Raw genomic sequence first — 24,163 nt, 5'->3', positions numbered from 1 at the left:
GGCGGTCACTGGCAGGCCTCGCACGACTCGGGGTTCTCCAGCGAGCAGGCCAGCGCCTCCGCGTCGACAGCGACGGGTGCGACAGCGCTGACGGTGGCCTGCTGGATCCGCGTGGCGGGGCGCGAGCGCAGGTAGTAGGTGGTCTTCAGCCCGGCCTTCCAGGCGTACAGGTACATCGAGGAGAGCTTGCCGATTGTCGGTGCGGCCAGGAACAGGTTCAGCGACTGGGACTGGTCGATGAACGGGGCGCGGGCGGCGGCCAGGTCGATCAGCGCCCGCTGCGGCAGCTCCCAGGCGGTGCGGAACAACTCCCGTACGCCGGCCGGCAGCTCGGTGATGTCCTGCACCGACCCCTCCGCCCGCTTGATCGCCGACCGGATCCGCTCGGTCCACAGGCCACGGGCCTTCAGCTCGCGGACCAGCGCGGTGTTGACCTGGAGGAACTCCCCCGACAGGGTCTCGCGCTTGAACAGGTTGGACACCTGCGGCTCGATGCACTCGTAGCACCCGGCGATCGAGGCGATGGTCGCCGTCGGCGCGACCGCCACCAGCAGCGAGTTGCGCAGCCCGTACGCCTCGACCCGCTCGCGCAGCGCGTCCCACCGCGCGGCCTGCGTACCCTCGACGCCCCACAGGTCGGGTTGGAGCTGGCCCCGCGCGGCCCGGGTCTGCGGGTACGCCGGATGCGCGCCGAAGTCGCGCGCCAGGTCGGCGGAGGTCTCCAGCGCGGTCAGGTACAGCTCCTCGCTGATCCGGGTGGACAGCTCCCGCGCGGCCGGCGAGTCGAACGGCAGCCGCAGCGCGAAGAAGACGTCCTGCAGGCCCATCAGCCCGAGCCCGACGGGCCGCCAGCGGGGGTTGCTCGCCGCCGCCTGCGCGGTCGGGTAGTAGTTGATGTCGATCACCCGGTCGAGGAAGGTCACCGCGGTCCGCACCGTGGCGCGCAGCCGCTCCCAGTCGATGCCGCCGTCGCTGAGGTGTGCGGCGAGATTCACCGAGCCGAGGTTGCACACGGCGGTCTCGGTGTCGCTGGACACCTCGATGATCTCCGTGCACAGGTTGGACAGGTGCACCACGTTGCCCGGCTCGGCAGTCTGGTTGCAGAGCCGGTTCGCGGCGTCCTTGAAGGTCATCCAGCCGTTGCCGGTCTGGGCGAGGGTCCGCATCATCTTCCCGTACAGCTCCCGTGCCGGGACCTGCCGCACGTAGCGGCCCTGCGCCTCGGCCTGCCGGTACGCGGTGTCGAACCGCTCCCCCCACAGGTCGGGCAGCTCGGGCACCTCGTGCGGGTCGAACAGCGACCACGGCTCGTCGGCCTCGACCCGGCGCATGAACTCGTCCGGGATCCAGTTGGCCAGGTTGAGGTTGTGGGTGCGCCGCGCGTCCTCGCCGGTGTTGTCCCGCAGTTGCAGGAACTCCTCGATGTCCGGGTGCCACGGCTCCAGGTAGACGCAGGCCGCGCCCTTGCGCCGGCCACCCTGGTTGACGGCGGCGACGCTCGCGTCGAGAGTGCGCAGCCACGGCACGATCCCGTTGGACTGCCCGTTCGTGCCCCGGATCAGCGCGCCGCGGGAGCGGACCCGGGAGTACGCGATGCCGATACCACCGGCGAACTTGGACAGGTTGGCGACCTGGGCGTACCGCTGGTAGATCGAGTCCAGCTCGTCGCGCGGCGAGTCGACCAGATAGCAGGAGGACATCTGGGTGTGCCGGGTCCCAGAGTTGAACAAGGTCGGTGAGCTGGGCAGGTAGGCCAGGCTGGACATCAGCCGGTAGAAGTCGACCGCCTCGTCCGCCGTGCGGGACAGGCCGCAGGCCACCCGCAGCAGCCAGTACTGCGGGGTCTCCACCACCAGTCGGCTGGTGGGATGGCGCAGCAGGTAGCGGTCGTAGACGGTGCGCAGGCCGAAGTACTCGAACCGGCGGTCGCCGTTCGGGTCGATGGCGTGGTCGAGGGTCGCGGCGTGTGCGGCGACGAACGCGGCGGTGTCGTCACCGATCAGGCCCTCGGCGTGGCCGACCCGGATCGCCGCGCTGAACGAGGTGATGCCCTGTCGACGCACCTCCTTGTCGACGTAGCCGGCCAGCAGCCGCGCGGCGAGACGCGAGTACTGCGGCTCCTCACCGATCATCTCGGCGGCGGTCTGGATGGACAGCCGGTCCAGTTCGGCAGTGGTCGCGCCGTCGTAGAGGCCGCTGATGGTGCGGGTGGCCACCCGCATCGGGTCGACGTCGGTCAGGTCGTCGGCCCACCGCTCGACCGCCCGGACGATCTTGTTCACGTCGACGGGTTCGGTGCCGCCGTCGCGTTTGCGGACCTGCATCGGCGTGCGCCGCACTGTCGCGTCGCCGCTGGCCGGAACTACCTCGGTGACTGTCACCACTCGCTCCTCGGAGTTGAAGACCTGGTGGCCCCGGACGCGGGGAGACAGACACCGACGGACGCCACGCCAGCCCGGCGTGGGTCAGGTGGCGTCGGCCGTCCCACGCGGCCTCGGACCGCCGCCCACCCGGTGCGGGTACGCGGCGCGCTGGCAGGTCTTCGGACTCGCGGGCACGACCGGATTCGCCGGTCTCCTACTGGCCGTCGCTTCCCAGGCCGATGTGGTGGCCCAGTGCTGATGACGGCGGTCGTTCCCACTCACCGCTGCGGGACAGTCCCGGATTTCCACCGGGTTCCCTGTTGCCTCGACCGCCCCGGATGAGCGGCGAACCAGCTGCGTTCGACACCATATATAGGGACGCAGCCGTTGTCACACCCCACATGTCGGTCTCGGGCGTGTCGGCGGCCGCCCGGTGAGCACCGTCACCAACCTGGCCGACCGCGCCACGCCGACCGGCGGCAGGCAGCGGAGCCGCTGCCCTTCGATGCGGGTGTCGACAATCGACAAAGATTTGATGTATCGGGGCATCGGGTGCCGTGCGCCACGCCCATGTGCCGCCGTCAATGCCTTGAAGGGAGGGTGAACATCCAATCTCCGGGGCCCGTTCCCCTCACCACTCTCAGCCACCCACCGGCACGGCGGGCAGCAAGGCGGATCGTTCCGACCAACCAAACATCATATGTCTGCGGGTCTGCGGTGATCGACATCGTTGACGCGCCGGAGAAGTCCTCCGTATACTCCCAGTGATCATCTGATCTTTAGCCTAGCCGGGCGAGGAGCGCATGCCGCAGATCACTGCCGTCACCGTCGAAGACGTCCGCTTCCCCACCTCCCTGACCGCTGACGGCTCAGACGCCATGAACAAGGACGGCGACTATTCGGCGGCCTACGTCGTCCTGCACACCGACGGCGTCGACGGCGTGGGTGCGCCGCTCGCGGGGCACGGTCTGACCTTCACCATCGGTCGCGGCAACGACATCGTCGCGGCGGCGGCGGTCCACCAGGCGCAGCGTCTCGTGGGCCTGGACGTGGCGACGATGGCAGCGGACATGGGCGCGGTCTACCGCCTCCTCACCTCCGACTCGCAGCTGCGGTGGCTCGGCCCGGAGAAGGGCGTCGTCCACCTGTCCCTCGCCGCCGTGTTGAACGCGTCGTGGGACCTGGTCGCCCGGCTCGCCGACAAGCCGCTGTGGAGGCTGCTCGTCGACATGTCCCCCGAGCAACTCGTCGACATCGCGGACCTGCGCTACCTGTCCGACGCGCTGACCCGCGACGAGGCGCTGGCCATCCTGCGGGCCAAGGAGGGCACGAAGGCCGCCCGCCTCGCCGAGCTCGACCGGACCGGCTACCCCGCCTACACCACCTCGGCGGGTTGGCTCGGCTACGGCGACGACAAGCTGCGCCGGCTGTGCCAGGAGGCGGTGGACACCGGCTACGGGTACGTCAAGCTCAAGGTGGGCGCCAACCTCGACGACGACATCCGCCGGTGCGCGATCGCGCGGGAGATCCTCGGGCCGGATCGCAACCTGATGATCGACGCCAACCAGGTGTGGGACGTCGACCAGGCCATCGAGTGGGTCACCGCCCTCGCCCAGTTCAAGCCCCTGTGGATCGAGGAGCCGACCAGCCCCGACGACATCCTGGGCCACGCGGCCGTCCGCCGTGCCGTCGCTCCGATCGGCGTCGCCACCGGCGAGCACTGCCACAACCGGGTGATGTTCAAGCAGCTGTTCCAAGCCGAGGCCATCGACTTCTGCCAGCTGGACACCGGCAGGTTGGCCAGCATCAACGAGATCGTCGCCGTGCTGCTGCTCGCCGCGAAGTTCGACGTCCCGGTGTGCCCACACGCCGGCGGTGTGGGGCTCTGCGAGATGGTCCAACACGTGTCGGTGCTCGACTACGTCGCGATCTCGGGGGATCTCACCGACCGGGTCACCGAGTTCGTCGACCACCTGCACGAGCACTTCACCGACCCGTGCATCATCCGGGACACCGGTTCCGGCAGCGGATACGTCCTGCCCAGCCAGCCCGGCTACTCCACCCGGATGCGTACCGAGTCGGTCGCGCTCTACAGGTTTCCCGACGGCCACTACTGGGCGGCGACAGACCCGACTACCGTGTCATCTCCGGAGGCGGCGTACGTGATCGCGGGTGGGAAGGCCACCCCCGCCGGCCGCTAGGGGAGTCATGTCTCGCACTGACGAAGTGGTCAACGGCATCAAGCGGATGATCCTCGAAGGGCAGTTCAGGCCCGGGGACCGGTTGCCCATCGAGAAGGACCTCGCCGAGTCGCTCGGCGTCTCGCGGGGCTCGCTGCGCGAGGGGATGTCGGCGCTGTCGATCCTCGGCATCGTCAACATCCGCCAGGGCGACGGCACCTACGTCACCAACCTCGACGCCCCACAACTGCTGGCCCCGATGGGTTTCGTTGTGGACTTCCAGGGTCAGGGCGACCCGCGGCACATCCACACCGTCCGGCGACTGCTGGAGTGCGAGGCCGCCCGGCTGGCGGCGACCAGGATCACCGACGAGGCGCTGGCCCAGGCGGGAGACCTGCTCGAGGAGGCGGCCCGGATGGTCGGCCAGTCACCGCAGGACCACGAGCGGATCATGGAGATCGACATCGCCTTCCACCGGATCATCGCCGTGCACGCCGAGAATCCGGTGCTCGTCGGCCTGATCGAAGCCTTCGCCGGGCGCACCATCCGCGGCCGGCTGTGGCGCAGTCTGCACGAGGAGGGCGCGGACCTGCGGACCCATGACGAGCACGTGGCGATCCTGAAGGCCCTCGTGGCACGCGACCCGGAGCGGGCGCGAACCCGGATGGCCAACCACCTGATCGGCGTGGAGGAGTCGTTGCAGGGGTTACCCGACGACACTGACCCGAGCATCGAGACGGTCCGGCCGTGACCGCCGGCCCTTACGACTGCACGTCGAGCAGCCCCTCGTCGTACAACGCCGCCCAGAGCTGATCCGGGACGTCGACGTCGGATCGGCGCAGGGTCTCGGTCACCTGGGCCTCGTCCCGCATGCCGACCACCGTCGAGACCACGGCCGGGTGACGACTGACGAACGCCAACGCCGCCTGCGGCAGCGTGACCCCGTACGTCTGACAGACCCGCGCTATCCGGCGGGCCTGGTCGATCACCTCTGCCGGCGCCTGCCGGTAGTCGTAGACGGCGTCGGTCGCCGGCACGTCCCGGGCCAGCAGCCCCGAGTTGTAGACCCCGGCGACCACCACGCCGACGCGGCGGGCCTGCGCGACCGGCAGCAGGTCGGTCAACGCGCCCTGTTCCAGCAGGGTGTACCGGCCGGCGCACATCACCACGTCCACGTCGGTCTCCGCCACGAAGCGCGCCAGCATCGCGGACTGGTTCATCCCCGCACCGACGGCGCCGATCACGCCCTGCTCCCGCAGCTCCACCAACGCCGGGATCGCCTCGTGCGCGGCCTGCTCCCAGTGCTCGTCCGGGTCATGCAGATACACCACGTCGATCCGGTCCAGGCCGGTGCGCCGAAGGCTCGCCTCCAACGAACGGCGCACGCCGTCGCGGCTGAAGTCCCAGACCCGGCGATGGTCGGCGGGAACGTCGAACCCCTCCGGATCCCGCAGGTGTGCCGTCTCCGGCGACGGCACGAGCAGCCGACCAACCTTCGTCGACACCACGTACTCGCCGCGCGGGCGGGAGCGTAGCGCCGCACCCAGCCGCCGTTCGGACAGGCCCAGCCCGTAATGCGGCGCCGTGTCGAAGTATCGGATGCCACCTGCCCATGCGGTGTCCACGGCGGCGGCGAACTGCTCGTCGGACGTCGCCCGATAGAGATTGCCGCCCTGCGAGGCACCGAAGCCCAGTGGGCTCAGCCGCAGCGGCGACCGGACCGCGTTCGTGGTCGCCCAACGGGCGGGATCGGGCGCGCCCCGCTGGGCGACCGACGTCACCGCTCGTCCCGATCCGCGCTGCTGCTGCCGGTCACGCTGCTGCTGCCGGTCATCGCCGCGACCAGGTCGTCGGTGGTGACCTCGTCGGCGCGGAGTTGGGCCGCACGCCGACCGAGGCGCAGCACCTCGACCCGGTCGGCGATCTCGAGCACCTGCGGCATGTTGTGGCTCACCAGCACCACCGACATGCCGGCGTCGCGGGCACGCCGCACGACGTCGAGCACCCGCCCGGTCTGGACCACGCCCAGCGCAGCGGTGGGCTCATCGAGGATCACCACGTTCGTCGCCCAGATGATGGCACGGGCCACCGCGACGCACTGCCGCTGCCCACCGGAGAGCATCGCGATCGGGGTGGTGACCCGGGGGATCCGTACGCCCAGCTCATCGAGGGCGGCGGCGGCGCCGCTGCGCATGGCGCGCTTGTCCAACAGCCCGAGCCGGCCGAGCGGCCCGGACCGCAGGATCTCCCGGCCGAGATAGAGGTTGGCGGCCACGCTGAGGTCGTCGGCGACAGCGAGGTCCTGGTAGACGGTCTCCACCCCCGCCCGTCGGGCATCGACAGGAGTGGAAAACTGGACCGGACGGCCGTCGACCCGGATCTCGCCCTCGTCCGGCGGGTGCACACCCGACAGAGTCTTGATCAGGGTGCTCTTGCCGGCGCCGTTGTCGCCGATCAGCGCGACGACCTCACCCCGGCGGACGGTGAAATCCGCACCACGCAACGCCTCGACGTGCCCGAACCGCTTGACGATGCCGCGGGCTTCGAGGACCGGCGGTTCCGCGTCGGTGGGTCGCTGGTCGCTGTCGGCGGTGGCCGTGGGAATGCCCCCCATCACTGCACCGGCGGGTTGGCGCAGCTGGGCTCGAGCACCGCCCTGATCTCCGCCGAGTCGATGTTCTCCTTGGTGACGAACGTGACGCCGGTGTCGGCCGATGCCAGCGGAGCCTTGTCCCGGAGGTGCTTGACCATCTTGTCGACGCCGAAGTAGCCCATCTTGAACGGGTTCTGCACGACCAGCGCCGAGATCTGACCGTTGCGCACCCCGGCGATCTCGTCCGGGGCCGCGTCCCAGCCGATGATGACCACCTTGCCGGACTTGCCGGCCGCCTGGATGGCCTGCGCCGCGCCGAGCACGCTCGGTTCGTTGGCCGCGAAGACGCCGGCGAGTTTGGGGTTGGCGGTGAGGATGTTCTCGGTGACCCGGCGGGCCTCGTTGACGTCACTGCGGCTCGGCTGCTGCCCGACCAGCTTCAGGTTGGGGTACTGGGCGAGGCCGGCCTTGAAGCCGTCGACCCGCTCGGTGTTGGTCTGCGATCCGGGCTGGAACTCGACGAGCGCCACCTCGTGGTTGCCGGGGCCGAGTTCGGTGGCGAGCAGCTTCGCCGCCTCGGTTGCCGAGGCACGGTTGTCGGTGGCGAAGAGGGGCACCGTCGACGGCTGCGGGCTGGTGCCAGAGTCGATCATGGCGACCGGGATGTTGGCGCCGAGCGCCTTGTCGGTCGCCGGTGCGAGCGCGCTGGAGTCGGTCGCGGCGTAGACGATGCCGTCGACCTTCTTGGTGACGAAGTTCTGAATCAGGTTGACCTGGCCCTCGACGTCGGTCTCGGTGGTCACCCCGTCCCACTGGACGGTGACGTCCCCGGCGCGCTGGGCGGCGCACTCCGCGCCCGCCTTGACCGTGTTCCAGTAGTCGGCCCCGACCGCCTTGGGCACGACGGCGAGCTTCAACGGGCCGCTCGCGTCCTTGGTCGCGCCGTCGCCGCCGTCACGGACCTCGACCCCGCCGCAGGCGCTGAGCAGAGCGGTCGCCGCGGCCGCGGCCAGGATCGCCTGCGCGCGCACGAGTCGTCCTCGCGGCCGCCGGCTGGTGGTGGTGTGTGCCATGGTGTGTGTCCTTCCTCGTTCGGACTCTCGAAATGGCATGTCAACCCCGTGATTCCAGCCGCCGGCGGCGGTACTGGTCGAAGTAGACGGCGGCCCAGATGATCACGCCGACGATCACCTGCTGGTAGTGGATGCTGATGTCGAGCAGGACGGCGCCGTTGCGGACCAGGGCGATGAGGAACGCGCCGATGATGGTCCCGACGATCCGGCCCTGCCCGCCGAACAGGCTGGCACCGCCGATGACCGCGGCGGCGATGACGTCGAGCTCCAGCGAGATGCCGTAGTTGGGCTGGCCGGAGTTGACCCGGGACGCGGCGATCATGCCGCCCAACCCGACCAGCACGCCGGCCAGTACGTACACCCCGGTCAGGTGCCGCCCCACCCGGATGCCGGAGCGGCGGGCGGCCTCCAGATTGGAGCCCATCGCGTAGGTGTACTGACCGAAGCGGGTCTGGGAGAGCAGGAACGCGACCCCGACGGCGACCAGGACGGTGATCACCACGGCGAACGGAATGCCGAGGATCTGCCCGTTGCCGAGCAGTTGGAAGGATCGGGGCAGGCCGTAGACGCCGACCGCTCCGGTGATGATGAAGACCAGGCCGCGGCCCACCGACATCGTCCCCAGCGTCGCGATGAACGGCGGAATCCGGGCCACCGTCACCAGCAGCCCGTTCAACAGCCCGGCCAGCGCGCCGACGCCGATCGCGACCGCCGTCGCCGCCCAGACCGAGAAGCCGAGGTCGCGCACGACCATCGCGCCCAACACGCCGGCGAGTGCGGCCACCGACCCCACGGACAGGTCGATGCCCTTCGTGATGATGACCATCGTCTGGGCCGTGGCGATGATGGCGATCACCGCCGTCTGGGCCCCGATGTTGAAGAGGTTGTCGGCTGTCAGGAAGTAGGGACTCGCGAAGGTCAGGGCGATGAACAGGACGACCAACGCGGTGGCGGCGGTGAACTCGGAGACGGCATGGGAGATCCGTTCCCGGAACCAGTCGCTGAGTTCGCCGGGCTGCGTGCCGGCGGTTGCCTCGGCGCTACTCATCGTCGGACCTGACCTCCCCAAGCGCGGCGCCGACGTCCGACGGGGACCCGCCGACGAGCCGAACGCCTGTGAGCGACCAATCCCGCTCGGATGGCAGGGCGGTTAGACACCCACGCAGCCCTCGGAGATAGGTCTGATGTTTCCCACGATCAGGCGTTACCTTGCCACGCATTCACGTATGTTGCCAAGGTCTTTCGCGCATGTTTTGCCATCGTTACCTGCACCACCGAAGGCATACGTCCGACCAAACCGGCATCGGCTGCCGTCGCAAGCATGTTATCGATAACATGCTATGTCCCCAGCTCGGAACCCGCTGTCACGTCAGGACGGGGCCAGCCGATACACCCGGCCGGCGGTCCGGCGCCAGATCGCGGCCCGCTCGTCCTCGGACAGCGGATCCAGCAGGTCACCGAGGACCGAGACCCAGCGGGTGTACGAGGTGGCGAGCAGGCAGACCGGCCAGTCCGAGCCGAACATCAGCCGATCCGGCCCGAACACGTCGAGGGCGTGCTCGACAGCGGGCCGCAGGTCGGCCGCCGTCCAGGACCCACCGTCCACCTCGGTCACCAGGCCGGAGAGTTTCGCCGTCATGTTGGGCTCGGCAGCGAGCGCCCGCAGTTCGCGGCGCCAGTCACCGAGATCGGCGCGCCCGAGCGGGGGCTTGCCGAGGTGGTCGAGGACGAACCGCACCTGGGGCAGGTCACGGACGAGCCGGGTGGCCGCGGGCAACTGACGAGGACGCACCAAAAGGTCGAAGGCGAGGCCAGCGGCACCGACAGCGTCGATGCCCCGCCGCACCTCGGTGCGGTCGAGATAGGTCGGGTCGGGCTCGGACTGGACCAGGTGGCGGATCCCGACCAACCGTTCGCCACCCCGCGCCTTCCGTAGTCGCTCGAGGCGGCGACCGACATCGGCGGCGGTGAGGTCGACCCAGCCGACGACCCCGGCGACGAGTGGGTCGTCGGCCGCGATGCCGAGCAGTTCGGGCGTCTCGGACCGGACGGCGACGGACTGCACGACAACGGTCCGGGTGACACCGGCGGCGCGGGCCGCCGGGGCGAGCTCGACCGGCGTGAAGTCGTCGTCGATCGCGGCCATGGTGTCCGGATCGATCCAGGGCTGTGGGTGCCGCGCCCGGACCCAGAGGTGATGATGCGCGTCGACGATGCCCGGTCGTCGCGCGACCTCGCCCGTCGTCACCGGACCCGTCCTGGCGTGTATTCGTCCATCCCACACCCCGCCCTGCCACTGATCGAACCCCCCGGGTCGACCCGGGGCCACAGAGCCGATCTGGCAGGTTGACCATGTTAGCGGTAACAGACGGTTCATGAGTGGCGGAACGGCTTGCCGCAGTATCACCTTTTGGTCTGACGAATCTGCCCTGCAGCCTGAGGCCGGTCCGGCTCATTCACCGACCCGGTGGGGCCGGCGTTCGGAGGCACGGGTCCGGGTTGACCGCCTGAGTCGGCACCGATACCGTCGACCCACTATCTGCGGCGACGCGAGGGAAGCCGGTGTGAATCCGGCGCGGTCGCGCCACTGTGAGCGGTTCCCCCACCAACGGGGGGGCCGCGAGCCAGGACGCTCGGTCGTCCGCAGCCTTGCGATGGGGACGCGTCATCCCTGGGGAGGTTCGTGTATTCATGTCTAGCTCCGCTTCCAGCCAGCCGGTGGTGCACCCCGCTGGCAGTGCTCGTCTGCTGTGGACGGCTCTGGCGACAGTTGCAGTGCTCACCCTGCTGGCGTACCTCGTCGCCTTCGACCAGGGGGCGGTGTCGCGCAGTGGGACGTACCTGCACGAGCTGATGCACGACGGCCGGCACCTGCTGGGCGTCCCGTGCCACTGAACACCACCACCGCTCCCCCGTTCGTCGCCGTCCTCGTCCGCGGGCTGCTCGCCGGCCTGATCGCCGGCCTGCTCGCCGGGGCGTTCGCGTACGTCGTCGGCGAACCACACGTCGAGGCGGCCATCGCCATCGAGGAGGCGGCGACGCACGCCGAGCCCGCCGCTGGTGCGCACGATCACGAGGACGCAGTGGTCGGCCGGACGGGTCAGCGCGGCGGTCTGTTCCTGGCCACCGGCCTGTTCGGGGCGGCGATGGGTGGTCTGCTGGCCACGGCGTACGTCCTGCTGTCCCGTCGGCGGCGTGGCGACGACGACGGGCGGTCGGGCCTGCTGCTGGCCGGCGCGGCGCTGCTCGGCGCGGTGATCGTGCCGTTCCTCAAGTACCCGGCGAACCCGCCGGCGGTCGGCGACCCGGCCACCATCAACCAACGGACCGTCACCTACCTGTTGATGGTGGTGCTCGGGCTGGTGGCCGTGTGGGCCGGTTCGCTGGGCTACCGGTCGGTCGGCGCCCAGGCGCCGCCGTGGCTGCGCGCCGCCGCGGCCGTCGGCGGATTCCTGCTGGTCACGGCAGTGTCGTACGTGGTGATGCCATCCTTCCAGGAGGTTCCGGCGGATTTCCCCGCCACCCTGCTGTGGAACTTCCGACTGGCCTCGCTCGGCACCCAGGTGGTGCTCTGGACCGGCATCGGCCTGCTCTTCGCGGCCCTGATGCACCACGAGCGGCGTCGCCGGGCCGCCGCCGCGCTGCCGAGCACGTGACCGGCACCAGCCTCCGGCTGGTCGCCCACGGTCACACCGCAGCTCTGCGCCGGGCCTGCTTCGGCGGGACCGACGAGGGCCTGGACGAGGGTGGCCTGCGTGCCGCCCTCGCCCGGGCCCACGCGGATCCGGACCGGCGTGGGCACCTCGGCGTGAACGACACGTGCGTGTCCAGCCCTGCGGCGGCGGCCCGGCAGACCGCCGACGCCTTCGGCCTGCTGCCGACGATCGAGACGGCGTTGGCCGACTGTGACTACGGCGACTGGTCCGGACTGTCGCTGGCCGAGATCGGCGGCACGCACCCGCAGGCGCTGCGGGACTGGCTGTCCACACCGGACTCCGCGCCGCACGGCGGTGAGTCCGTCACGGCGGTGCGGGATCGGGTCGGTGGCTGGCTGGACGAGCAGCGCGGCGCCGGTCGACGCGTCATAGCGGTCACCCACCCGCTGGTGATCCGGGTCGCGGTCGTGCACGCCCTGGGTCTGCCGACGGCGACCTACCGGCAGTTGGACGTGGAGCCGTTGGCGATCGTCCGGCTCACCAGTCAGGGCACACGCTGGCAGCTCCGACTGGGCGCGTGGCGAGCAGGGTGAGCTGACGTCGACGACGCGGGCCGTGCCCACCAGCAGTGGACACGGCCCGCGCGGGTCGGTCGATCGGCCGCCTTCTCAGTGGTGCCGGTGCGGCAGGTGCAGCTCGACCGGCTCGGGCGGAAGGTCGTCGACACCTGCGGCGACCGCCTGTTCGTGGCGGCGACGCGCCGGGGGCAGGGCGAGTGCCGCGAGGACGGCCAGGACCGCGACGCCCGCGCACACCCAGAAGCCGGCGGTGAACGCCGCGTCGGTGGGCAGCCCCTGCGGGGTGCTGTTCGACGTGATGACTGCGGCCACGACGGCCGCGCCGATGCTGCTGCCGATGGTGCGAGCGATGGTGTTGACACCGCTCGCCTCGCCGGTCTGTCCGGCCGGGACGCTCTCGATGATGGCGTTGGACATCGCCGCGAACGCCAGGCCGATGCCGGCGCCGGTGAGCACCCCGGAGAGCAGCACCTGCCAGGTCGCGCCGTGCGCGAGCGCCGGTAGCGCGAATGCGACGACGACCGCGACAGTGCCGAGGAACATCGGGACCTTGGGACCGAAACGCCGATCCAGCAGACCGGCGAGGGGACCGAAGATCACCATCATCAGGACGGTGGGCAGCAGGAACAGGCCCGCCTGGGACACCGTCTTGCCGAACCCGTACCCGGTGGCGGCGGGAAGTTGAAGCAGGGTCGGTACCAGCACGAACGTCCCGAACATCGCGAAACCGAGGATCAGGGCGACGAGGTCGGTGGCCCAGACACCACGGATCCGCATCAGGCGCATGTCGATGAGCGGCTCGCGTACCCGAAGCTCGACCCGGACGAACACGATCATCGCGACCACGCCGAGGACGAACAGGCCGATGGTCTTCGGTTCGACCCAGCCCCAGCCCTGCCCCTTGCTCACGGCCAGCAGCAGGGAGACCAGCGACACCGACAGGATGGCCGCGCCGAGCATGTCGAGTCGCCCGGGCGTGCGGACCCGCGACTCGGGCATGCCGAAGATGGCTCCGAGCAGCGCGACGGCGACGAGGACAAGCGGCAGCCAGAACAGCCAGTGCCAGGACAGGTGCTCCACGATCGGGCCCGCGGCGACGATGCCGACACCGGCGCCGACCCCGAAGATCGCCGACAGCAGGCCGACGGTGACGCCGACCTTCTCCCGGGGCAGTTGGTCGCGGACGATGCCGATCGACAGCGGCAGGATCGCTCCGGCGGCTCCCTGCAGCGCCCGCGCCACGATCAGCACGGTCAGGTTGGGAGCCAGGGCGGCGAGCAGGGTGCCCGCGGCGAGGGCCGCGAGGACGCCGATGAGGACACGTCGCTTGCCGACCATGTCACCGAGACGTCCGAGGATGGGCGTCAGCACCGAGGCGGCCAACAGGTACGCCGTGAGCACCCAGCTGATGTCTCCGGTCGAGACGCCCAGGTCCCTTCCGATGGTCGACAGCGCGGGCGCCACCAGCGACTGCAGCACCGCGAACGCAAGGCCGCCCAGCGACAGGTACAGCACCAGGAGGGTGCTGTTGGCGCGCGGGGCGGCGCCGGACGTGGAGCCGAGGTGGGTCGACTCCTCGATGGTGTGGGTCATGAGATCCCCGAACTAGATGTAAACGTTTGCTGACTTAGCCAGTATGCGCAGCCGGGGAGCCATGTCAACAGTCGTTTACGTCACGTCCCCGGTTGCGCTGAAACTTGCCTCCGACAGAAAGTCAACATATGTTTACTTGACGCCGAGGCCGATGACCGCCGCAGAGCGAAGGAAGGACGCGTCGTGACAGCAGAACCGCCTGTCCCCGCGACCGGCAACACCACAGGCGAGCCGGTCCAGCGTCGCCGTCGGGACGCGACCGAGACCCGCCAACTCCTGCTCAACGCCGCTCGTCAGCGCTTCGCCCGGGACGGCTACGCGGCCACCACCGTCCGGGACATCGCCGACGACGCGGGCGTCAACGTGGCGCTCATCAGCCGCTACTTCACGTCGAAGGAGGGCCTGTTCGAGGCGTGCCTGCGCGCCGCAGGCGACGAACTGCGCCGAACGACAGGTCAGACGCCGGCCGACCGGGTGCCCGAGGCCATCGCCGGGCACATCGCCGACCTCGGCGCGGCGGGTTTGTCGAGCCAGCTCTCACTGCTGTTGCGATCATCCGGGGACGCGGGGGCCGACGAGATCCGGCGCGGCGTGCTGATTCGTTCCAGCGAACAACTGGCGGCGGCTCGCGGGTGGCGTCCCGGCGAACCGGGCAGCGAACAGCTCCTGCTCCGCGCCCAGATGGTCCTCGCCGCCGGCATCGGAGTCGCTGTGCTGCGATCGTCCATCCAGCTGGAACCGCTGAGTTCCGCCACCCAACAGGACCTGGTCGGGCCGCTGCGCGACCTGGTCGACGCGCTGCTGCCACCTCGCTGAGCCCGACCGGAAGCGCGACCCGGGACGGCCCGTTCAGCGCGTCGCCCACCATCGCCAGGGCGCCACGGCCGGGTCAGCCCGCGCGGGTGTGGACCAGTGCGGCGGCGCGACCCAGGGCGGACTTCTCGACGGCGGAGAGCGCGGGGTCGATCCGACGCCGGCCCACCGCACGCCGTAGCTGGCTGGCCCGGGGCAGCTCCGCGCGTCGCTGAAAGGCGTCAAGGCCCTCCCGGGCAGGACCGGCGAGCTGCGCGTCCGGGCTGACCGCCACCTCGGCGAGGATGAGAGCGGTCATGGCCACGTCCAGGTCGGCCGGCCCCTCGGCCGCATTGCGCCAATCGATCACCACCGGCCCGCGCGAGGTCACCATGACGTTTTGTGGGTGCAGGTCGAGGTGCAGGACCCGGTCCGCCGGGTCGGCGCCGACCCGGGCCGGCAGGGTGTGCAGGCGGTCGTGCAGGTCCACGAGCAGGTCGGCGGCCGCGCCGACGGCGGTGCGTCCAGCGAGCATCGACGCCAGGAGAGTCTCGCCGTCGAGCCGTTCGAGCACCAGGTCGGGCCCTTCGGCGTCGTACACCACGGGCACCGGGTAGCCGGCGGCCCCGACGTACGCCATCAACGCCGCCTCCGGCGCGCTGTCCCCGCCCTGGCGGTAGCGGCGCAGCACCCGCGACTCGTCGAGCACGTAGACATCTGCGTCGCGCCCCGAGGCGAGCAGCGCGTGATCGGCCATGGCAGACGACGCTAACAGCGGGTTGCGCGACAAACGCGTGGGGCGGGCCGTGATCACGGCCCGCCCCACGCGGCTGCGCTGTCCCCGGCGCGGTGCTAGCCGGTGACGGTGAACGGTCGGGACACCTTCGTCGCCGACGTGGCGCCGTTCACCGTGACGCTGGTCGCGCCCGCCTTCGCCGCACCCGGAACGCTGACCGTCGCGCCGGAGATGACGCCGTCAGCGTTCGCGCGCACGGTGCTGACCGCGAGGCCGGTCCCGAACGTGATCGTGACCGCCTCGTTCGGAGCGAACCCGGAACCGTCGAGCACGATCGACGTACCGCGCGGCCCCGAGGTGGTCAGCAGCGCCACCCGCGGCTCGTAGGTCCGCGCCTCCGGCTTCTCGGTCACCTGGACGGTGGCCGTGGCCGGCGTACGCGAGGACGCGCCCGTCGCGGTGACGGCGTACCGGCCGGGTTGCGCCTCGCCGGAGGTCGGCACCGAGGCGCGAACCGTTCCCGTCGCGGAGGCCGCGACCTTCATGGTCCGGCCCGGGTCGGTGCCGACGCTGAACGTCACCTGCTCGCCGGCGGCGAAGCCGCTGCCGTTGACGGTGATCGCGCCACCGGTGCTGACGGTGCCGGACGCGGACACCGCGATCGCCGGCTGCGACCCGCCCCGGGCCACGGTCACCGTGAAGGACCCGGTGCTGCTGGACAGGCTGTCCCACGCGGTGACGCGCACCGTGTAGCTGCCCTCCCGCGGATAGGTGTGCTGGCCGCTCATCGCGCCCGACGCACCGATCGTCACGTCGTCCGGAACCGTGCCGTCACCCCACTGGACCCGGGCCCGGTAGCCCGTCGTACCGGGAACGCCGCCGGTCACAGTGCCCAGGTTCGCCGCGAGGGCCTGCCCGGCGGTGGCCGTCTGGTCCTTCGGGGCGACGGTCGCCAGCGCCGGAGCGGGCGTGCCGTCGTTGGCCACGGCGAACACGTGGATCCGGCCCGCCGAGCGAGGGTCGCCGGTCTGCGTCGGCAGTGTCACCGACACCAGCGTCTTACCCGCCGGGATCTGGTACGGCGCGGTGGCGAACAGGAACGGCTGCGCGCCGTCGCGGCTGGTGCCCTGCAACCGGTACGCCGTCCGGGCCACGATGATGTTGCCGTAGGACGGGGTGCCGTTGGCGTTGCCGCCCAGCGTCCAGTCGCTCATCTGGATCGGGATGCTGGCCGTGCTGCCGTCACTGAACGTCGCCGTACCGGTGGTGCTCTGGTTGCCCTGCGTTCCGGCGCCGATGAACGAGATGCTCTTCGCGTCCTGCGGAAGGTCGAGGACGACAGTCGCCCCGTTACCTGTGGCGTTGTCCGGCTGCCCGGCCGGGATCACCGGCAGGGTGAACCGCAGCCCGGTCCCGGGAACCTGCTGCGCCTGGCCCTGAATGGCGCCACCCGCCGCCAGGGCGGCCCGCGAGTAAGCCCACGACTTGGCGTCGCAGTCCGCCGCCAGGACCCCTTCGTCGCCGACGCAGACAGTGTCGAACGCGGCGGTGAGGCCGGAGGCCGGGGCGTACGCCACCTCGACGCCGACCGTCGCGGAGCTCTGGCTTTCGCCGTCGGTCACCGTGACGTTCGCCTGGTGGTAGCCGGGCGTGGCGTAGGTGTGCGATCCACCGATGCGGTAGACGGCCCGCGAGCTCAACGTCACGGTGCCCGCGGTGACCGGCGTGCCGTCACCCCAGTCGACGGTGGCCTGGTAGCCGCTGGCGTCGCCGCCGGTGACGGTGGCCAGCGGCACCGAGACGGCTACGCCGGTGGTGGCGTGCACGCCGTCCGCGGCGGTGACCGCGATGTCGCCGCCCCCGAGGTCGAGGTCACCCCCGGCGAGCAGCTCGACCTCGGCGAGGTGTGTCTGGGCGGCGCCGACGGTCTTCGTGACGGCGAGGCGGAACTGCTGGAACCGTCCCGGCTTGTCGATCGAGTACGGCCGGGTCTGGTTGCGCCACGGGAACACCTGGCCGGTGCGCGAGTCCACAGTGGTCCAGGTAAGGCCGTCGTTGGAGCCCTGCAGGCGCCAGTCCGCCGGATCGCCCGCACCCGCCCCGGACGTGACGGTGTAGTACTTCGGCTTCTGCTTGCCACCGCGGAAGGCCCAGGTGATCTGCGGGGTCGCCGAGGTGAAGGTCAGCTGCGTGGTCGACGAGTCGTCGAACAGCTTCGCCGCGTCCTGACCGCCGGTCGCGGTAGCGGTGCCGAGACCGGGGCCGGTGACGTCCTGCAACGGCTTCGGCGCCTGGTCACCCTTGGTCAGCGACGGCGGGGCGTCGTTCTTGCCGCTGCCCCACGACGACGGCCGGGGGCCCATCTGGAAGTCGATGGTGCCGCCCTTGGCGAGCGTCGCCACGTCCAGTGACACGCCGCGCTGCTTCTTGCCGTTGACCTTCACGTCCTGCACGTACACGTTCGTCGCGCTGTTGTTCGGCGCGTTGACGACGATGTCGCCGCTGCTGCGGTGCACCGTCATCCTGGTGAACTGCGGCGAGCCGATCGCCCACTCGGACGACCCGGCCTGCAACGGGTAGATGCCCAGCGAGCTGAGGATGTACCAGGACGACATCTCGCCGTTGTCCTCGTCGCCCAGGTAGCCCTGGCCGATCTCACTGCCGACGTAGAGGCGGCGCAGGATCTCCCGTACCGTCTCCTGGGTCTTGGCGGGCGCCCCGGCGAAGTTGTACATGTACGGGATGTGGTGCGACGGCTGGTTGCTCATGCCGAGCTGGCCCATCCGCACCGCGCGCGCCTCGAGCATCTCGTGGATGACACCGCCGTATCCACCGGGGCGGTCGGCGTTCTCCGGGGTGGTGAAGAACGCGTCGAGCTTGTCCCGCAGCGCCTTCTGCCCGCCGTACAGGTTGGCCAGGCCCTGGCCGTCCTGCTGGGCGGTGAACGCGAAGTTCCACCCGTTGGTCTCGGTGTAGACGCCACCCCAGTCCAGCGGGTCACCGGCGAGGAAGTTGCCGGCGGCGTCGCGGCCCTGGAAGAGCTTCGTCTTCGGGTCGAAGAGGTGGACGTAGTTGCGGGCCCGCTCCAGGAAGTACCGCGACTCTTCAATGAGCCGGGCGCGCTCCGACTTCGGCGTGGCCGGGTCCTTGGCGAGCGCCGCACCCATGTTGCCGATGCCGTAGTCGTTGATGTAGCCCTCCAGCGCCCAGGACACCGACTCCCCCGTCGACGTCGGCGTGTACCCGAGGAACAGGGAGCTCTCGATGCCCTTGCGCCCCACCGCGCTGCGCCCGGACGCGACTGTCGCGTCCTTGACGGCCGCGTCGTACGCCGCGAGCGGGTCGGGCAGCTTCACCCCGGTGAGGTACGCCTGGGCCAGCGCCACGTTCGCGCTGGTGCCGGTCATCAGGTCGGCGTAGCCCGGGGACGACCAGCGGGCGATCCAGCCGCCGTCGCGGTAGTGCTGGACGAACCCGTCGGAGATCTTGGCGGCGACGTCCGGGTACAGCAACGCGTAGGCGGGCCACACGGTGCGGTAGGTGTCCCAGAAGCCGTTGTTGACGTAGATCTGCCCGTCGACGACCTTCGCGCCGGTCCGGGTGGGGGTCGACGCGCCGGTCGGCGCCGAGACCGGGCTCGCGTACTGCCAGCGCGGCGCGGCGGCGGTGCCGGTGTTCTCCGACTGCGAGTTCGGGTAGAGGTTCAGCCGGTACAGGTTCGAGTACATGCTGATTAGCTGCGCCTCGGTGGCGCCGCGCAGCTCGACCCGGCCGAGCCGGTCCTTCCACGCGGCCGTGGCGTCGGCGTGGATCTGGTCGAAGCTCTTACCGGTGACCTCCAGGTCGAGGTTGCGGCGCGCCTGGTCGACGGAGAGGAACGACGTCGCGAGACGCATCGTCACCTCCCGCGACGCGGAGATGTCGAAGGTGGCCGAGGTCGCGGCGGACGCCGTCGGCGCCCGGCCGAAGGCACCGGCGACGAACATCCGGCTCCGACCTGCCGACAGGCCGCTTCCGTTGTCGACCCACCCGGTGAACGTGCCGTCCGTACCGATGGTGAACGTGCCGTTGTGGAAGACCAGGCTTCCGGTCGGCTGCCCGGTGGGGAAGGTGAACCGCATGATCCCGGCGTGGTCGGTGGGCGACATCTCCGCGATCAGGCCGTTCTGGAGCGTGACCCGGTAGAGGTCCGGCTGCGCCGTCTCGTCGTCGTGGCGGAAGGCGACGGCCCGGCTGGCCGGCTGGCCGGTGAGCGGCCCGCCACCGACGACCGGCATGACGGACATCTGGTTGCGGTCACCCATCCAGGGGCTGGGCTCGTGGGAGATCGCGAGGCCCTGCAGCATCGGCAGGTTGGCCTCGTTGTTGACCCGGTGGTACTCGTACTCCCAGGAGTCGGACGTCGCGTCGGTCACCGGGGTGAAGAAGTTGAACCCGTTCGGCACGGCGGTGATCGGCAGGTTGTTGCCGCGCGAGAAGCCGCCCGTCGAGTTGGTGCCCCGTCGGGTGTCGACGTAGTTGGTCAGCTTCGAGCCGTCGATCGACGCCGGCTCGGCCGTCAGCTCGATGTCGTCGAGCCAACCCTGGAACCGGGTCTCCGCGGTGGCCTGCGGATTGTCGTACGCGAGCAGGATGCGGTCGATCGTCTTGCCGCGCGCGACGGTGCCGAGGTCGGCCTGCACCAGGTTCCACTGGTCGGCGAAGAGCACCTTCGAGGCGCCCTGACCGGTGCCCGTGAGCGGGTAGCCGTGCTGGTCGGCGGGCGAGCGGCCACTCAGGTAGCTGCCGTCGGTGAAGTGCAGGTCGACGGCGGTGTAGGTGGACGGGTACCGGCCGTCCCCGTTGGTGAACTCGGGGAAGATCTTGTACGACAGCCGGGTCTTCGGTCCGACCGGTATGGCGACGTCGAAGAGCTTGTTCGTCGCGTACGCCCGGCCGTTGCCCTCGGCGCCGCCGGAGTAGCGCAGCGCGGCCAGTCCGGTGAACCCGACGTCCGGCTTCGTGGTGTAGCCGCCGTTCGGGCCGGCGGTCGCCGCGCTGACCATGGGGGTGGCTGGTGGGCGGACGTCCGAGCCGTCGCTGATGTTCCAGTCGGCGAGTTGCAGGAGCGAGTCGCCGGAGTTCGCTGTGACGTTGAGCCGGTAGAACGCGTAGGCGTTCGGGTTGGTGAAGCTGTACGTCCTGGTGGCGAAGCGCCCGCTGAACTTCTCGCCGGCGCGCTTGTCCAGGTCGGTCCAGGTGCTGCCGTCGTTCGACCCCTGGACGATGAAGTCCTTGGGATCCCGGTTCGGTGCGTCGTTGGCCGCGGTCAGCGAGTAGCGCAGCACCGTCGCCGGCTTGGCGAGATGGTAGGTCACCCAGCCGGTGGACGCGAACACGAGCCACTTTGTCGACGGGTCGTCGTCAGTGAGGTTCGCGGCGATCTCTCGCGGCGTGTTCTCGTCGCTCGCGGTCACGGCGCTGACCTGGCCGAGCAGGCTGCCGGGCAGGGTGGCGACCTTACCGCTGAGGTTGCCCTGGACCGGCTTGCCGTTCGGGCCGACCTCCACGGTGCTGGTGGCGGGCTGCGGGTCGGCGGACTCGAACGAGGAGGTGAAGTTGCCGGGCGTCGCCGGGCTGGGGGCGGCGTTCGCCAGGGGCGCGGCGACGAGCAGGCCCAGCGGTAGCAGGGCGGCTGTCGTCGCCGCGATCAGGCGGGGAGAGAGGGGACGCGCAAGGGGGGTATGCGACATGAGGGACGGAGCCTTTCGACTCGAACCGGGTCGAGTACGTCGAACGTCTGGGCAGAGTGGAGCGGGTGGCGGGTCAGGGCCCTGACATCGTTGTCATGAGAGGTCGTGAGCAACGAGGATCGGGACGGGTGGACTGCCGCTGATAGTTCCGGGCGCAGCACGGCCGTGTCAACGGGTTGATCGCTCCGAAACGGCCACCGCCCCCACCGGGCCCGGCGGCCGATGTGCCGGGCCTCGACTCCGTCCGGTGACGAATGCCGAGGCCCGGCCACGGATCAGCAGTAGAGGTTGGCTCCGGCGGACACGCCGAGGATGCCGACGAACTGCTGGTACCTGGTGACGCGACTCTGCACCTGGGCGGGGTTTCCGCCGTTGCACTCGATCGAGCCGTTGATGCTGCGGATCGTCTCACCGAACCCGGCCCCGTTGACCATCGCATTGTGGGCGGTCATGGTGCCCGGCCCGTTCTGCGTCATCCAGTACCAGATACCGGTCTTCCAGGCCACCGCGGCGTCCGTCTGCACCAGCCACGGGTTGGTCAGCAGTGGCAGGTTGAGGGCGTTACCGGCGGCGTTGTAGTTGAAGTTCCAACTGAGCTGGATCGGCCCCCGCCCGTAGTAGGCGGCCTGCCCGGCGGGGCAGCCGTACGGCTGGCCGGGGTCGCAGTAGTGCGGGTAGTTGGCGGTGTTCTGCTCGACGATGTGCACGAGCCCGCCGGTCTCGTGGTAGACGTTCGCCAGGAAGGCGGCGGCCTCCTGGCGCTGGACGGTGTCGCTGCCGCTACGCGCGAACGCTGGGTAGGCGCTGAGCGCGGCGACGAGTCCGGAGTACGTGTAGAACGAGTTGCGACCCGGGAACATCTGGTTGAACTGGGCCTCGGTGACCACGAAGCCGCCCGGGTTGGTGGGCGGCGGGGTGGTGGGGGGCTGGCCGCCACAGGTGTAGGGCTCCCAGTACCAGGTGCTGACGATCGGGTCGTACCCGGGATTGTCGTGCTCGGCGATGTAGTAGAGACCGTTGGTGTACCGCACGATCGCCCCGGTGGCGTACCAGGTCCCGGCGGTCCAGTTCGGGTAGGAGCAGGTCCCGCCGGTGGGCGGCGTGGTGCCCCCGCCGCACGCGCCGAGGTCCTCCCAGACGCCGGTCGTGCCCGGCGGCGCCTCGTTCTGGGTCCACCACTTCGCCCGGTAGTTGCGGCCGTTGTGGGAGACCTGGGCGTCTCCCCAGTAGACGGCCGAGGCCTGCCACGATGCTGAGCAGGCCGCCGCGGACGCGGCCGTGGCCGGAATGACAGCCGCCAGCCCGCCGGCGACGACCAGTGCCGCCAGCGCGACCAGCGCGCGCAGTCTCGTCATGTGATCACTCCCCTCCTGGGACCTCACTGGCCGAAACCCGAGCCGGATATCGACCGGAGTGACTGTAACATCTTCTGTTCACAACCTTTACTATTCCCGTCCGGCCAGCGCGACGGCGGCTCGGCGACGGGGTGTCGATAATTCCGGCGGCTTTCCGGATCATGTCGAGTGCTCGCGCATCGATCAACATGATCGAACGCCCTGGACGCGCCGTTCCGGCCACGGCGCGCCTGGCCAACCGCCGAACGGAGCCCTGTGTTGTTCCGAGAATGTTCCGGAACTTGTTGACGCGTTGGAATTCTCGCTGCAATACTCCGATCCATTGAGGTCAATGCGATCGGCTTCGTCGCGGTCTCGGCTCCACCTACCCACTCATCCACACCCGTCCGGACTGTGCCGCCCGCAACCCTGGGCACGTCCGGGCCCGCACGAAGGGGCACCAGATGAGCAGGCTCTTCCCCCGCACGGCCCTGTGGTCGAGGCGGTTGCGCGCGGCGCTCGCCGTCCTCGCCACCGCCGTCGCCATGTGCGGCGTCGTCCTCGCGGCCACCTCGACCCCGTCGAACGCCGCCACCTGCAACGGCTACGTCGGCCTCACCTTCGACGACGGTCCGACCGGCAGCACCAGCGAACTGCTGAACGTGCTGCGCAGCAACGGCGTACGCGCCACCATGTTCAACGTCGGCCAGAACGTCCAGAACAACCAGTCAGCCGCGCAGGCCCAGGTGGCCGCCGGCATGTGGGTCGGCAACCACAGCTGGAACCACGCCCACATGACCTCGATGAGCCAGGCCCAGATGCAGTCGGACCTGTCCCAGACCAGCTCGGCGATCCAGTCGGCGACCGGCAGCCGGCCGGTGCTGTTCCGACCGCCCTACGGCGAGACCAACTCCACGTTGCAGTCCGTCGCCTCGTCACTGGGCATGCGCCAGGTGATCTGGGACGTGGACTCCCAGGACTGGAACGGCGCCAGCGTCAGCCAGATCGTGGCCAACGCGAGCCGACTCCAAGCCGGTCAGGTCATCCTGATGCACGACGGGATCCAGAACACCCGCGACGCGATCCCCCAGATCATGGCCAACCTGACCAGCCGCAACCTCTGCCCCGGCATGATCTCGCCGTCCACCGGCCGCGCGGTCGCGCCCGACGGCACGACCCCGCCGCCCACCACCACCCCGCCGCCCGCCGGCGGCAGCTGCACCGCGACCGCCACCACCACCAACGTCTGGGGCGACCGGTACAACACGTCGGTGACGGTCAGCGGCACCAGCACGTGGACGGTGGTCGTGGCCATCACCTCGCCACAGCGGGTCTCCACCATCTGGAACGGCACCGCCACCTGGGACAGCAGCGGCACCGTCATGACCATGCGGTCCAACGGCAGCGGCAACACCTTCGGCTTCACCACGATGACCAACGGCAACAGCAGCGCCCGCCCGCAGATCCGTTCCTGCACCTCGGGTTGACATCGCCCAGGTTGAGTCGTGCGCGGTGGGTGCGCCCGGCACCCAC

At 70.3% G+C, this 24,163-nt stretch carries 17 protein-coding genes and 2 riboswitches; of the genes, 7 read left to right on the top strand and 10 right to left on the bottom strand.

All coding sequences use genetic code 11. The features are described 5' to 3' along the window. Window positions 1-5 precede the first annotated feature (5 nt). Window positions 6-2,324 carry a ribonucleoside-diphosphate reductase subunit alpha gene (locus tag ABZU74_RS24250; protein WP_355428144.1) on the bottom strand — a complete coding sequence of 773 codons (2,319 nt, stop codon included), beginning with the start codon at window positions 2,322-2,324 and terminating at the stop codon, window positions 6-8. Window positions 2,325-2,515: 191 nt separating this feature from the next. Then, a riboswitch (cobalamin riboswitch) is annotated at window positions 2,516-2,733 on the bottom strand. Window positions 2,734-3,166: 433 nt separating this feature from the next. Between ABZU74_RS24250 and ABZU74_RS24245 the strand changes: the two genes are divergently transcribed. Both ABZU74_RS24245 and ABZU74_RS24240 read left to right on the top strand, forming a co-directional pair. Then, window positions 3,167-4,564: an enolase C-terminal domain-like protein gene (locus ABZU74_RS24245; RefSeq protein ID WP_355427975.1), complete on the top strand. Its 1,398-nt coding sequence runs from the start codon at window positions 3,167-3,169 to the stop codon at window positions 4,562-4,564. Window positions 4,565-4,571: 7 nt separating this feature from the next. Further along, complete coding sequence (locus ABZU74_RS24240) at window positions 4,572-5,294, top strand: FadR/GntR family transcriptional regulator (protein WP_355427972.1); 723 nt, start codon at window positions 4,572-4,574, stop codon at window positions 5,292-5,294. A gap of 10 nt (window positions 5,295-5,304) precedes the next feature. On the opposite strand, the gene ABZU74_RS24235 is transcribed toward ABZU74_RS24240, so the two are convergent. From ABZU74_RS24235 to ABZU74_RS24215, 5 genes are all read right to left on the bottom strand, one after another. Then, entirely contained in the window at window positions 5,305-6,324 is a 1,020-nt protein-coding gene (locus ABZU74_RS24235) for an aldo/keto reductase (protein WP_355427969.1), read from the bottom strand. Then, a complete protein-coding gene (locus tag ABZU74_RS24230; RefSeq protein WP_355427966.1) occupies window positions 6,321-7,157 on the bottom strand; it encodes an ATP-binding cassette domain-containing protein in 837 nt (278 codons plus the stop codon). The genes ABZU74_RS24235 and ABZU74_RS24230 overlap by 4 nt, the downstream gene beginning before the upstream one ends. Next, window positions 7,157-8,209: an ABC transporter substrate-binding protein gene (locus ABZU74_RS24225; RefSeq protein ID WP_355427963.1), complete on the bottom strand. Its 1,053-nt coding sequence runs from the start codon at window positions 8,207-8,209 to the stop codon at window positions 7,157-7,159. Before ABZU74_RS24225 ends, ABZU74_RS24230 begins: the two co-directional genes overlap by 1 nt. A gap of 40 nt (window positions 8,210-8,249) precedes the next feature. After that, window positions 8,250-9,257 (bottom strand): ABC transporter permease, encoded by a 1,008-nt coding sequence (locus ABZU74_RS24220; protein ID WP_355427960.1) that lies wholly within the window; start codon window positions 9,255-9,257, stop codon window positions 8,250-8,252. Window positions 9,258-9,578: 321 nt separating this feature from the next. Continuing rightward, on the bottom strand, window positions 9,579-10,457 hold the full coding sequence (locus ABZU74_RS24215) for an amidohydrolase family protein (protein ID WP_355427957.1): 879 nt from the start codon (window positions 10,455-10,457) through the stop codon (window positions 9,579-9,581). A 306-nt stretch (window positions 10,458-10,763) separates the two neighbouring features. Continuing rightward, a riboswitch (cobalamin riboswitch) is annotated at window positions 10,764-10,842 on the top strand. 58 nt (window positions 10,843-10,900) lie between these two features. Here ABZU74_RS24215 and ABZU74_RS24210 point away from each other — a divergent pair. Genes ABZU74_RS24210 through ABZU74_RS24200 form a run of 3 tightly spaced genes read left to right on the top strand, consistent with a single transcriptional unit; the run spans window position 10,901 to window position 12,458 of the window. Next, entirely contained in the window at window positions 10,901-11,104 is a 204-nt protein-coding gene (locus tag ABZU74_RS24210; RefSeq protein ID WP_355427954.1) for a CbtB domain-containing protein, read from the top strand. Next, complete coding sequence (locus tag ABZU74_RS24205) at window positions 11,095-11,865, top strand: CbtA family protein (protein WP_355427951.1); 771 nt, start codon at window positions 11,095-11,097, stop codon at window positions 11,863-11,865. The genes ABZU74_RS24210 and ABZU74_RS24205 overlap by 10 nt, the downstream gene beginning before the upstream one ends. After that, on the top strand, window positions 11,862-12,458 hold the full coding sequence (locus ABZU74_RS24200; RefSeq protein WP_355427948.1) for a histidine phosphatase family protein: 597 nt from the start codon (window positions 11,862-11,864) through the stop codon (window positions 12,456-12,458). Before ABZU74_RS24205 ends, ABZU74_RS24200 begins: the two co-directional genes overlap by 4 nt. Before the next feature lie 75 nt (window positions 12,459-12,533). On the opposite strand, the gene ABZU74_RS24195 is transcribed toward ABZU74_RS24200, so the two are convergent. After that, window positions 12,534-14,036: an MFS transporter gene (locus tag ABZU74_RS24195; RefSeq protein WP_355427945.1), complete on the bottom strand. Its 1,503-nt coding sequence runs from the start codon at window positions 14,034-14,036 to the stop codon at window positions 12,534-12,536. A gap of 183 nt (window positions 14,037-14,219) precedes the next feature. Between ABZU74_RS24195 and ABZU74_RS24190 the strand changes: the two genes are divergently transcribed. Then, window positions 14,220-14,852: a TetR family transcriptional regulator gene (locus ABZU74_RS24190; RefSeq protein WP_355427942.1), complete on the top strand. Its 633-nt coding sequence runs from the start codon at window positions 14,220-14,222 to the stop codon at window positions 14,850-14,852. Between the two features lie 73 nt (window positions 14,853-14,925). Here ABZU74_RS24190 and ABZU74_RS24185 read toward each other — a convergent pair whose 3' ends face one another. The 3 genes from ABZU74_RS24185 to ABZU74_RS24175 all read right to left on the bottom strand — a co-directional run bounded on the left by ABZU74_RS24185 (window position 14,926) and on the right by ABZU74_RS24175 (window position 22,651). After that, window positions 14,926-15,585 carry a phosphotransferase gene (locus ABZU74_RS24185; protein WP_355427939.1) on the bottom strand — a complete coding sequence of 220 codons (660 nt, stop codon included), beginning with the start codon at window positions 15,583-15,585 and terminating at the stop codon, window positions 14,926-14,928. A 95-nt stretch (window positions 15,586-15,680) separates the two neighbouring features. After that, the gene (locus tag ABZU74_RS24180) at window positions 15,681-21,296 is read right to left on the bottom strand and encodes a GH92 family glycosyl hydrolase (protein WP_355427936.1); all 5,616 of its coding nucleotides are present in this window, start codon (window positions 21,294-21,296) and stop codon (window positions 15,681-15,683) included. 275 nt (window positions 21,297-21,571) lie between these two features. Continuing rightward, window positions 21,572-22,651, bottom strand: coding sequence for a glycoside hydrolase family 19 protein (locus ABZU74_RS24175; RefSeq protein WP_355427933.1), 1,080 nt, complete (start codon window positions 22,649-22,651; stop codon window positions 21,572-21,574). Between the two features lie 443 nt (window positions 22,652-23,094). On the opposite strand from ABZU74_RS24175, the gene ABZU74_RS24170 reads away from it, so the two are divergent. Then, complete coding sequence (locus tag ABZU74_RS24170) at window positions 23,095-24,117, top strand: polysaccharide deacetylase family protein (protein ID WP_355427930.1); 1,023 nt, start codon at window positions 23,095-23,097, stop codon at window positions 24,115-24,117. Window positions 24,118-24,163 lie beyond the last annotated feature (46 nt).

This window comes from Micromonospora sp. NPDC005171, from assembly GCF_040608575.1.
GTDB lineage: Bacteria > Actinomycetota > Actinomycetes > Mycobacteriales > Micromonosporaceae > Micromonospora.
The sequence above is the reverse complement of the archived record's forward strand: the minus strand, read 5'-3'. Positions and strand labels throughout refer to the sequence as shown.

Coding starts and splice junctions, on each gene's coding strand:
- ABZU74_RS24250 (WP_355428144.1), bottom strand. CDS start 2,324: ATGCAGGTCCGCAAACGCGACGGCGGCACCGAACCCGTCGACGTGAAC.
- ABZU74_RS24245 (WP_355427975.1), top strand. CDS start 3,167: ATGCCGCAGATCACTGCCGTCACCGTCGAAGACGTCCGCTTCCCCACC.
- ABZU74_RS24240 (WP_355427972.1), top strand. CDS start 4,572: ATGTCTCGCACTGACGAAGTGGTCAACGGCATCAAGCGGATGATCCTC.
- ABZU74_RS24230 (WP_355427966.1), bottom strand. CDS start 7,157: ATGGGGGGCATTCCCACGGCCACCGCCGACAGCGACCAGCGACCCACC.
- ABZU74_RS24225 (WP_355427963.1), bottom strand. CDS start 8,209: ATGGCACACACCACCACCAGCCGGCGGCCGCGAGGACGACTCGTGCGC.
- ABZU74_RS24220 (WP_355427960.1), bottom strand. CDS start 9,257: ATGAGTAGCGCCGAGGCAACCGCCGGCACGCAGCCCGGCGAACTCAGC.
- ABZU74_RS24210 (WP_355427954.1), top strand. CDS start 10,901: ATGTCTAGCTCCGCTTCCAGCCAGCCGGTGGTGCACCCCGCTGGCAGT.
- ABZU74_RS24195 (WP_355427945.1), bottom strand. CDS start 14,036: ATGACCCACACCATCGAGGAGTCGACCCACCTCGGCTCCACGTCCGGC.
- ABZU74_RS24185 (WP_355427939.1), bottom strand. CDS start 15,585: ATGGCCGATCACGCGCTGCTCGCCTCGGGGCGCGACGCAGATGTCTAC.
- ABZU74_RS24180 (WP_355427936.1), bottom strand. CDS start 21,296: ATGTCGCATACCCCCCTTGCGCGTCCCCTCTCTCCCCGCCTGATCGCG.
- ABZU74_RS24175 (WP_355427933.1), bottom strand. CDS start 22,651: ATGACGAGACTGCGCGCGCTGGTCGCGCTGGCGGCACTGGTCGTCGCC.
- ABZU74_RS24170 (WP_355427930.1), top strand. CDS start 23,095: ATGAGCAGGCTCTTCCCCCGCACGGCCCTGTGGTCGAGGCGGTTGCGC.